This window comes from Okeania sp. SIO3B5 (assembly GCF_010692555.1).
Classification (GTDB): domain Bacteria; phylum Cyanobacteriota; class Cyanobacteriia; order Cyanobacteriales; family Microcoleaceae; genus Okeania.
In genome coordinates, this window is sequence record NZ_JAAHHG010000414.1 from 1 (window position 1) to 9,128 (window position 9,128).

At 36.2% G+C, this 9,128-nt stretch carries 12 protein-coding genes; 2 read left to right on the plus strand and 10 right to left on the minus strand.

The genetic code is table 11. From position 1 onward, the window contains the following. Positions 1–142: 142 nt before the first annotated feature. Complete coding sequence (locus tag F6K54_RS33825) at positions 143–364, minus strand: hypothetical protein (protein WP_293087914.1); 222 nt, start codon at positions 362–364, stop codon at positions 143–145. Next, positions 294–458: a hypothetical protein gene (locus F6K54_RS33830; RefSeq protein ID WP_293087916.1), complete on the minus strand. Its 165-nt coding sequence runs from the start codon at positions 456–458 to the stop codon at positions 294–296. Before F6K54_RS33830 ends, F6K54_RS33825 begins: the two co-directional genes overlap by 71 nt. A gap of 299 nt (positions 459–757) precedes the next feature. Here F6K54_RS33830 and F6K54_RS33835 point away from each other — a divergent pair, with 299 nt between their 5' ends. Next, a complete protein-coding gene (locus F6K54_RS33835; RefSeq protein ID WP_293087918.1) occupies positions 758–1,072 on the plus strand; it encodes a DUF760 domain-containing protein in 315 nt (104 codons plus the stop codon). 381 nt (positions 1,073–1,453) lie between these two features. On the opposite strand, the gene F6K54_RS33840 is transcribed toward F6K54_RS33835, so the two are convergent. The 4 genes from F6K54_RS33840 to F6K54_RS33855 form a co-directional block, all read right to left on the minus strand. Continuing rightward, on the minus strand, positions 1,454–1,708 hold the full coding sequence (locus F6K54_RS33840) for a hypothetical protein (RefSeq protein WP_293087919.1): 255 nt from the start codon (positions 1,706–1,708) through the stop codon (positions 1,454–1,456). 6 nt (positions 1,709–1,714) lie between these two features. Then, complete coding sequence (locus F6K54_RS33845) at positions 1,715–2,419, minus strand: ROK family protein (RefSeq protein ID WP_293087921.1); 705 nt, start codon at positions 2,417–2,419, stop codon at positions 1,715–1,717. A 91-nt stretch (positions 2,420–2,510) separates the two neighbouring features. Next, positions 2,511–3,185 carry a YqiA/YcfP family alpha/beta fold hydrolase gene (locus F6K54_RS33850; protein ID WP_293087923.1) on the minus strand — a complete coding sequence of 225 codons (675 nt, stop codon included), beginning with the start codon at positions 3,183–3,185 and terminating at the stop codon, positions 2,511–2,513. A gap of 399 nt (positions 3,186–3,584) precedes the next feature. Further along, on the minus strand, positions 3,585–4,049 hold the full coding sequence (locus F6K54_RS33855) for a Spy/CpxP family protein refolding chaperone (protein ID WP_293087925.1): 465 nt from the start codon (positions 4,047–4,049) through the stop codon (positions 3,585–3,587). Positions 4,050–4,432: 383 nt separating this feature from the next. Between F6K54_RS33855 and F6K54_RS33860 the strand changes: the two genes are divergently transcribed. After that, on the plus strand, positions 4,433–4,609 hold the full coding sequence (locus F6K54_RS33860; RefSeq protein WP_293087927.1) for a hypothetical protein: 177 nt from the start codon (positions 4,433–4,435) through the stop codon (positions 4,607–4,609). A gap of 222 nt (positions 4,610–4,831) precedes the next feature. Here the strand turns inward: F6K54_RS33860 and gor are convergent, their stop codons facing one another. The 4 genes from gor to F6K54_RS33880 form a co-directional block, all read right to left on the minus strand. Next, complete coding sequence (gene gor / locus F6K54_RS33865; protein WP_293087929.1) at positions 4,832–6,175, minus strand: glutathione-disulfide reductase; 1,344 nt, start codon at positions 6,173–6,175, stop codon at positions 4,832–4,834. 966 nt (positions 6,176–7,141) lie between these two features. Beyond that, entirely contained in the window at positions 7,142–7,864 is a 723-nt protein-coding gene (locus tag F6K54_RS33870) for a class I SAM-dependent methyltransferase (protein WP_293087931.1), read from the minus strand. Positions 7,865–8,079: 215 nt separating this feature from the next. Then, entirely contained in the window at positions 8,080–8,289 is a 210-nt protein-coding gene (locus F6K54_RS33875) for a hypothetical protein (protein ID WP_293087932.1), read from the minus strand. Between the two features lie 15 nt (positions 8,290–8,304). Beyond that, positions 8,305–8,955, minus strand: a complete 651-nt coding sequence (locus F6K54_RS33880) for a class I SAM-dependent methyltransferase (protein WP_293087934.1) — start codon at positions 8,953–8,955, stop codon at positions 8,305–8,307. Between the last annotated feature and the right edge of the window lie 173 nt (positions 8,956–9,128).

Below are 9,128 nucleotides of genomic sequence, written 5' to 3' on the forward strand. Positions count from 1 at the left end.
TACTGATATTAACAATTAAATCTTCCCAGTGCGGGCATCTTGCCCGCTTCGGGGTGTACCTCACCCTTGGTGGAATTCGCTGTAAATTTAACTGGGAAATTTGAGTAGCGATCGCCATTTAAGATTTATTTCCTCTATTTTACTAGCTATCAGCTTTTAGTAGCTCTGGGTAAAAATCCCCGGTGGATGGTTTAGTCGGAGTTGAAATCTCCTTTTCGTTCCGGAATGCTCCACAAACTAGGGCAGAATGGCGGAGGTAGTCCTGCATGGTAATGGTAGAAGATATATATTTTTTAATTTCTCCCACACTCCCAATCCCCCAATCTCCCCATCTCCCCATCTCCCCATCTCCCCATCTCCCCATCTCTCAATCTCCCCATCTCCTCATCTCCCCATCTCCCCATCCCCCCATCTCCCCATCCCCCCACACTCTCTCTACCATTACTATGCACCACCACCTGGCAGAAATAACTGACCAGTCACAAAATCCTAAAAGCCTTACCAATCAATACTTCTGAATTCTAACTTCTGACTTCTGACTTCCGCGTAGCGGCACTAGGGAGTCTCAAAAAAAATCTGCTGATTGCTGAGGTGCTTCTTTAACAAAACCCACCCACAAACTGTCAGACGTGAAATACGCTTTTGCTAAGGTAGAAAAAACCGGATCGAAAAGTTCGGTCACTCTTAATAGAGAAACTGAAAAATGTTGCTAATATATAACTAAATACTAAACTCTATTAATTCCAGATTAAGTACTATGAATAATCTTCCAAGTCATCCCTCTGAATATTCTGCCAATCAATCCAGTAGTGATAACTTATTATGGCAATATGTTCAATCTTTGAACCCAGAAACTGTAGCTCAACTTTCTCAACCAGAACCAGAAGTTGCTCAAATTATGGAGCAAAGTTTAAGAGGAATGTTGGGAAATTTACCACCAGAGCATTTTGGCATGACTATAACTACTAGCAGAGAAAATCTCGGTCAAATATTGGCTTCTGCGATGATGAGTGGTTATTTTTTGCATCAAGCTAAACAAAGAATGGAACTTGACACCCTGCATTCTAGTTGAGATAACTAAACATTTACTTGAGGCGATCAATTACCCAAACAATTAGAATTAAGAATTTAGAATTAAGAATTTAGAATTACCTCTTCTTATAAATTAAGAGGATTGAATCAAAGGTTTTTTTTCTTCTCTTGGTCTCATGGATATGGCGCAGGTTTCCTCGCCATCCCACCCTACGGGAAGCCCCGCTTTTTCCTAGGTCATGCTCCGCAAATATGTTGCGTAACAAAACGACCGCTTTTTTCTCCATGAATGGAGAGGCTTTATACCTGAATTTTTCGGTAAGCATTTTCTGCGGAATGCTTTTTGCGCCACATTCCGCTGTCGGCGCTTCAAGAAAGATTTAGCAACGACTGAAGATGGAACATTTTTTTATACTGAACCCTAGCGGATTTGATATAAATAGAGAAATACGAAAATCATGACTACTAAATTATTCGGTGTTGGTAATTTGAGGTATGATACCATGTCCGGATCGGAGTGTAATAGAATTCCGTTAGCGCTCTGCGCTAACGTGCGTTGTGTGCCAGCAAACAAAAAACTTTCTCCTTCTATTCCTCTTTCTTCCCTTCTGACTCCTGACTCCTGACTCCTGACTCCTAAATAATGAAGATTAATATCATACACTAAATTCAGCAACGCCAATTATTCCTTCCATAAGGCAATTCCTCCTAATAAACCATTTACATTCGGCACTATTTTTACATTCGTTGGTAATTCAAATTCAATTTTTTTTGTATTGCCACCACCAAGATAAATACAATCGCAATTAAATAAAGATTGTAGAGTAGCGATCGCCTTTTCTAAGCGCTTATTCCACTTCTTTTTACCAACATCATCTAATGCTGCTCTTCCCAACTGTTCCTCATAAGTGTCTTTTTTGCGAAATGGATGATGACCCATTTCTAAATTTGGCACTAGCTTTCCTTCTACAAACAATGCTGAACCGAAACCAGTTCCTAAAGTAACTACCAACTCTACTCCTTTACCTTCAATTGTTCCTAGTCCTTGAATATCGGCATCATTAGCAACTCGCACGGGTTTCCCCAACCTTTCTGAAAGAACTGTTGCCAAATTGAACCCTATCCAGTCAGAATCTAAATTTACTGCTGTTTTAATCACGCCATCCATAACTACACCAGGGAAACCTACGGATATTCTGTCAAATTCTCCTTGTTCTACTGCTAAAGAGACAATCTCTTTTAATATTGGGTCTGGTTTTGCTGGTTCTGGTGTTTCTACACGACTACGTTGTGTGATAGGTTCTCCTGTTTCATCTAAGACTATTACTTTAATCCCGCTGCCACCAATATCAACTGCTAAAGTTTGTATAGTTTTAACTTCATTCATTGCTTACGCCTTTTTTTTTCTGACATACTGAACATAATAATTAATATTTTTTTACTAATACAATATTTATAACCTTATCTTAATTATTTATCTAACTAAAGTCTTGGTTTAAAAATTGATAAATTTCCTGCCAAACTTTTGTCATTACATTCCCTAAAGTATGATCGGTATCAAGTTCTATTAACTCTATCCAGGAGCGTTTAGCAACAAATTCTCGACTAGCTTGAATAGGAATCACATTGTCATTTAAACCATGAATAATTAAAGTTGGTAAAGTAAGTTTTAAATTTTTCTCTTCATACTTGTTCAAGTCAACTATAAAATCATAACTCAATAGTGAATATTTTTTTTCTCCATAATGGTATATCCAATAATTTCCCCTTTTCTGCCATTTTTGTAAATTTTCTTCTCCTAAAATTTGTTGCCAATGGGATAAAAATTTAAAGGCGGGTGCAAGTAAAATTATTGCTTTAATATTTGCATTTCGTTCTGCTAAAAAAGTAGATGTTAAACCACCAAAGCTAGAGCCAATTAATATTATTGGTGTAGATTTTTTTGTTATTTCTGACTCTACTTGATGAATTTGTCTTGTCAAAGTTAGGTTGTAAAAACCATTTTGATTTAAATCAAGAATATTAAGATTAAGGTGAATTTCGGCGAAGCGATCGCGCAAATATATAGCTTTATTAGACTTGGGACTAGAGGCAAATCCATGTAAATAAATATAAGTGTAATTATTCAGCATTTTTCCAGTTAAATTGAACATAAAAATTATACATCTCCTCCAAAAGAGGAAGGAGAAATAATTGATAATTTATGGATAATAATTGATTTAATTTTTAGAAATGCCTATTAGCTAGGTGTTATATCATGTCCGGTTGAATAGTTACACTTAGGACGAAGGAAGGCAGAAGACTGAAGGGAAAGAAAAGGTAAACATTCAGCAGTCAGCTAAAACAGTCTATATTCATTTAAACCTCCTCATGAAAGCTGATAGCTGAAAGGTAATAGCTGAATGCTTAAATTTTATAGCAATGAGCGCTGGTATATTTACAAATTGCAGGAGGGGCCAAAGAGCTAAAAGTCTTATATTATCGGCAATTTATTCCCCCTATTGCCAGATGAGCTGTTGCCAGATGAGCTGTTGCCTGCGCACAGCGCTATACTAGCGATTTTTGAGAGATTCCCGGCGTTGCTGCATTAACTTAGACCATTGTTGTAATTGTTCGGGAGTTAGCACTTCTCTAATTTTGAGAATAGTATTAAATTGTAGTTCTGCCAATTCTCTTCTCAACTGTAAAACTTCGTCATGTTTTTGCCGTAGTTGATTATCAGTATTAGTAGCAATTATCATTTGATTCAATTCTTCTTGAGCGCCCCGCAAATTTTCTAAACTTTGAATAATTTTCTGTTGATGTTGCTGACGAATTTCTACAATTTTATCAGCTTGCTCTTGTGTAAGATTTAGTTGTTGAAATACACCTTCTTCTGTTGATTGTGACTTCTGTGATTTTGTTGTTTGAGTGATTCTTTGATCATTGTTATTGTAGTTAGGAGTTGCAATAACAGAACTAATAGTTAAGGGTATAACAAACAACCCTAATAAAGCAGAAATCAAAGCCGGGGACATAAAAATTTACCTCTTGATATTTGGCTAGGTTTGAATTGATTTGAAAAAAAAGATGAAGAAGATTGACTAACTTTTGTTCCCGAAATTGTCTCTTCCAACTTAGGTTTTACTTTTTCCTTCTTACTTCCTTTAATCAATTCATGAAAAACGCCAAAGCGCTTCTTTTTAGTTATAACGCTTTAGCGCAAACCTCGCCATGGTCATTTCAGTTATCAGTTATCAGTACCTCAGACTAAAACCGGAGGCTTGAAAATACTGAATTGAATATTTTCTTGGTCGATTGGATATGGCGAGGAAACCAGCTTTTATCAGAGCCGCTCCGCTTTATATGTTGCGGAGCAAAACGCCATCCCTCGAACGCTTGCGTCTTATATCATGTCCGGTTGAATACTTACACTTTGAAGGAGGTAAGGCAGCTATGCTGGAGGCAGGAGGCAGAAGCGGTGCGACCCCGCGTCGGTGTCAGACGCAAGCGGTCAGACCCCGCGACGACGCCAGCTCGCTTGCGGAATGCTGACCAAGAGAGGGAATGCGCACCAAGAGAGGAAAGAAAAGGTTAGAAGGGAAAAGGTTTTTTATCACTGATTATCCGGACATGATATTACGCCAACGCGGGATAGCACCGCTTCTGCTCTCTGCCTTCTGCCTTAGTTTCATAATAACGGTTCTTTCGATCGCCGGATTTAGTATAACTTCCGCCTAGTGGCACTAGCTATTCTCGAAAGGTACTAAGTATTAAGTATTTCAACCTAATACCTATCATCTAAAACCTACAACCATCTTCAACGTAAAGTTACTAACTCTTCTGAAGTGGAGGGGTGAATACCAATAGTGCGGTCAAAGTCTGCTTTAGTTGCACCCATATTAACAGCGATCGCCATTCCTTGGATAATTTCTCCTGCATCTTTACCAACCATGTGTACTCCTAAAACGCGTTCAGTATTACCCTCGACTACCAATTTCACCATTACTTTCTCATCTGCACCTGTGAAACTGTGGAACATTGGGCGAAACTTGGCGCGGTAAGATTTGATGGAGTCACCAAATTTTTCTTTAGCTTCTGCTTCTGTTAAACCAACAGTGGAACCTTCTGGTTCTGAGAAGACTGCTGTGGGAATATTTTCTAAAGAAATAGATCTAGGAATATTACCAAATTCTGTATCAGCAAAAGCACGGCCTTGGGCAATAGCAACAGGAGTTAAATTTGCTTTATCTATACAGTCTCCCACTGCATAAATATTTGGTTGAGTGGTACGACAGTTTCCACTAACGGCAACTGCACCTTTCACTGTTTCTACTCCAGCGTTTTCTAAGTTCAAACCTTCTAAGTTTGGTTTACGTCCAGTTGCACAGAGGAATGTATCGACAATTAGAGGTTTGGTGTTTTCTCCAGTTAAGTGAATTTTTAAACCTTCTTCGACTTTCTCAATTTTTTCTACATTTGTATTAATGCGGAAGTTAACCCCATGTTTTGTCATTCCTTCTTGAATATTGCTGCGAATGTCTTTGTCAAAACCTCGCAAAATTAAATCCCGACGAATAATTTGAGTAACTTCAGTACCAACACCATTTAAAATTCCGGCAAATTCCACACCGATATAACCACCTCCCCAAACTGCCATTCTTTTTGGTTGTTCTTGGAGGTGGAACATTTCGCGGGAAGTAATACTATGTTCAATTCCGGGAATGTTTATTTTTTCTGCTTTTCCACCGACAGCGATTAAGATTTTATCTGCTGTGATTTTACGATCGCCTACTTCTACGGTATGGGAGTCGATAAATTTGGCATATCCTTCTATTAACTCTACCCCTGCTTTTTCCAGGAAACTGATGTGTAGTTTATTCAAACGTAGAACTTCTGTATTTACAGCATCTATTAATTTATACCAATCAAAACTTGGTTCTACTGGACTCCAACCATAACCTACTGCATCTTGATACAAGTGGGAAAATCTGGAACCGTAAACCATGAGTTTTTTTGGGACACATCCTCTAATGACGCAAGTACCTCCTACTAAATCATTTTCAGCGATCGCTACTTTTGCCCCATAAGATGCTGCCCTTTTTGAAGATGCTAACCCACCCGATCCTGCACCTATCACAAATAGATCGTAATCGTATGCCATAATTTCGATATCCTCTGATTGATTTTTTAACTATTTTGTTGTTTGTATTTTTAAATTATACCTGTTGTTGTTTCTCATGTAATTCTGTCATTAGGCAGATCGGTTAAATTAGGACAATAATTTAGAGACATCCAATTACTACTTTACAAACAGAATGTAATTTTATACGATAATTTTATATTCTTGGGTTGATATTTTTACTATTTTTTTTACGGCGTTACTAATTTGAGGTATGAAATTCAACGTTGGATAAATTTTCAGCCAAAACAGTAGTGCAAATTATACCTATTTCTTTCTATTTAGTCACCGAAAAACTCCTTTCTATCTACTAACTCCTGACTCATGAGGACTGTGAAATCATATCATGTCCGGTTGAATAATTAGACTTTGGTGTACAGAAGGCAGGAGGCAGGAGGCAGGAGGCAGAAGGTTTTCTCCTTTTTTCACCTTAATTTTATACACAAACGATGCTACCGGACATGATATCATACATTTATTCAGCAACGCCTTTTTTACTTCTATTTTTCTATAATAACAGTCGTTAATTTAGTTGATTTTCTCAATTACTGTAGTAGTTTGATGGTAGTTTTGTATGAATTTCATTGAAATTAGGGAGAAGGGGTAATACTTTTCATTTTTTATCTATAATTCTTGATTTTTTACCGAATAATTAATAATTAATAATTAATAATTAATAATTAAATAATTCAGGTTTAAAGCCTCCCCTTTTAAGGGGAAAAAAAAGACAATATTCCTTATATTCAATCAAGAACGGTTTTAACCAGAGGTAATTATCAATTATCCATTATCCATTATCCATTAATGAAAAATCATAGGACTTACGCAGTACAAGGTATTTTCGTCCGAAGCGACCCACAGGGAAGCAATTTCACATTCTAGTTTTTCGTACCTCATGCGTAAGTCCTGAAATCATTTATTCTACCTCAAATAAAAAAAATATCCACATTATTTTTTAGGTTTCCTTGCTACTACCGTGGGAAATATATTGGCATTATCCCAAATCAATTCTATTTCATCAAAACCAACAGTTTGTAGTTGTATTTTTGTTGTTAATGAATTCCTAAAGGCTGTAAATTTAACATCTAATACATCAAAAAATATAATGTTTGACAGCAGTAAATCTTCTGAATTAATCTGACTCATATTCCATTCTGAATTAGGGTCAACATCTGGAGATTTGGTTGTAAAGCTAGTTACTAATACACCTCCTGGTATTAATACTTTGAAAAACTGTTGATATAATTCGGAGACTTTTTTATCATCAGGTTCATAAACATTTAAACCATGACTATTTAATAGTGTAAATTCATCTTCAAAAGGCAGATTCCAAGCATCTTCCTGATGAAATTCTACTTTTGGTGATAACCCATATTCTACAGCTAATTTTTTTGCCAATTCTAAACTTTCATGGTCAATATCAATTCCCACTAAACGAAAATTTTCTACACCTGTAAAATCCAACTGCAATAAATCTCTCATTATCCCACAAGGTAAAGAAGCAAAAACTATATCCTCTTGTACATAATTCTGAAGAATTTTACCGAAGTTGATATATCTTTGTTGTGTAGCAAGAACGTGAGGATTTCTCTCCAAAATAAATTTTTCTAATTCTTTTAAAGTACAATCTTGTGCATTAATACCACCAACTCTATATTGGTGTTCCATCATATAATCTATCCAATAGCCATTTAAACCACGATTTTTTAATAAAAATTTTCCTTTAGGAAAATCGGGTGCATCTCATAGCAAGCAAAAATACTTTTTTACTATATATATTCCCTGTTCCCTGTTCCCTGTTCCCTGTTCCCTAAAAGCGATAATTTTTTGGCTTTATTCACGCATTGAGATGCACCCGGAAAATCTACTAATTGATTGAGGATTTCTCATTGTCTAGCAACAGTAACATGGGGTTTATCCCCAGTCTGGATGATTCTTTGTTTAATCCTTTCTATAGCTTCTTCAAGACTTTCATTTTCATTTCCATGAGAGAGGATACGTTGTTCGTTAAATTCTTGAGATTTTTTATTCATTGACTTATCTTTGATTAAATTATGCTGTTTAACTATAACTTTTTTCGGGGAAGCGATTACCACTTCAAACCAATATTTTCAACATTTTTGACAAAGAAAAAATAACCCACTGATATCTCGTTCCATACTATAATTATCAACCTTAAATAAAAGCTGCTTCATTAAGCCTGTTTCTAACATTTCTTCATGGATTTTTTTCCAGCCACTCTCCTCATTCTCAAACCAATGTTGACGGTAAGAAAAACATAGTATTCCTGCTGATTTTGTCACCCGAATCATTTCCAGTAAACTTTGTGGTGGCGCATTTCCAGGAGTGCATAAAGTTCCTGCACTAATTACAATATCAAAGGTATTATCAGGATAGGGAATTTCTGGAAGAATAGACTGTTTAAGTTCTTTATATAATCCCTTACTTTTAGCAGATTCTAACATTCCTAGTGACATATCAATTCCATAAAAGGAACCTTTTACCCCCATTTCACTCAAAATACGACCTTGGTCTCCAGTACCACATCCTAAATCTAGAATAGCTAAATTTGAAGAATGACCAATATGTTGATGTAGAAATTGGCAGCATTTTTTGGCAGCATAAGTACCACCCTCAAAAATTTCATAGTTTTGGTCATACCATTCTATTAACGGTTGATATTGACCTGTTTTTTCTACCTTTTGGGCAGTATTTGTATACTCTGAAAACCAGTTTATTTGATTAGATTTTGATTGTTCCATGAAATAAATTACCGAATAATTGATAATGAATAATTTTAATAATTTTGTAAGCATTCAGCCGTCAGCTAGCCTCTTTCAGAGGAACTGCGGACTTCAGCTATCAGCTATGAATTATTAACTCATTATCTTGGAAGAAGGAATTAGTCGTCAAGGAGTGAAATATGTTTGCTTCC

Bases quoted from the DNA above. Each gene is read 5' to 3' on its own strand.
- F6K54_RS33850 (WP_293087923.1), bottom strand. From the start codon at position 3,185: ATGTTCAATTTAACTGGAAAAATGCTGAATAATTACACTTATATTTAT.
- F6K54_RS33835 (WP_293087918.1), top strand. From the start codon at position 758: ATGAATAATCTTCCAAGTCATCCCTCTGAATATTCTGCCAATCAATCC.
- F6K54_RS33870 (WP_293087931.1), bottom strand. From the start codon at position 7,864: ATGATGGAACACCAATATAGAGTTGGTGGTATTAATGCACAAGATTGT.
- F6K54_RS33855 (WP_293087925.1), bottom strand. From the start codon at position 4,049: ATGTCCCCGGCTTTGATTTCTGCTTTATTAGGGTTGTTTGTTATACCC.
- F6K54_RS33880 (WP_293087934.1), bottom strand. From the start codon at position 8,955: ATGGAACAATCAAAATCTAATCAAATAAACTGGTTTTCAGAGTATACA.
- F6K54_RS33825 (WP_293087914.1), bottom strand. From the start codon at position 364: ATGGGGAGATGGGGAGATGGGGAGATGGGGAGATGGGGAGATTGGGGG.
- F6K54_RS33845 (WP_293087921.1), bottom strand. From the start codon at position 2,419: ATGAATGAAGTTAAAACTATACAAACTTTAGCAGTTGATATTGGTGGC.
- gor (WP_293087929.1), bottom strand. From the start codon at position 6,175: ATGGCATACGATTACGATCTATTTGTGATAGGTGCAGGATCGGGTGGG.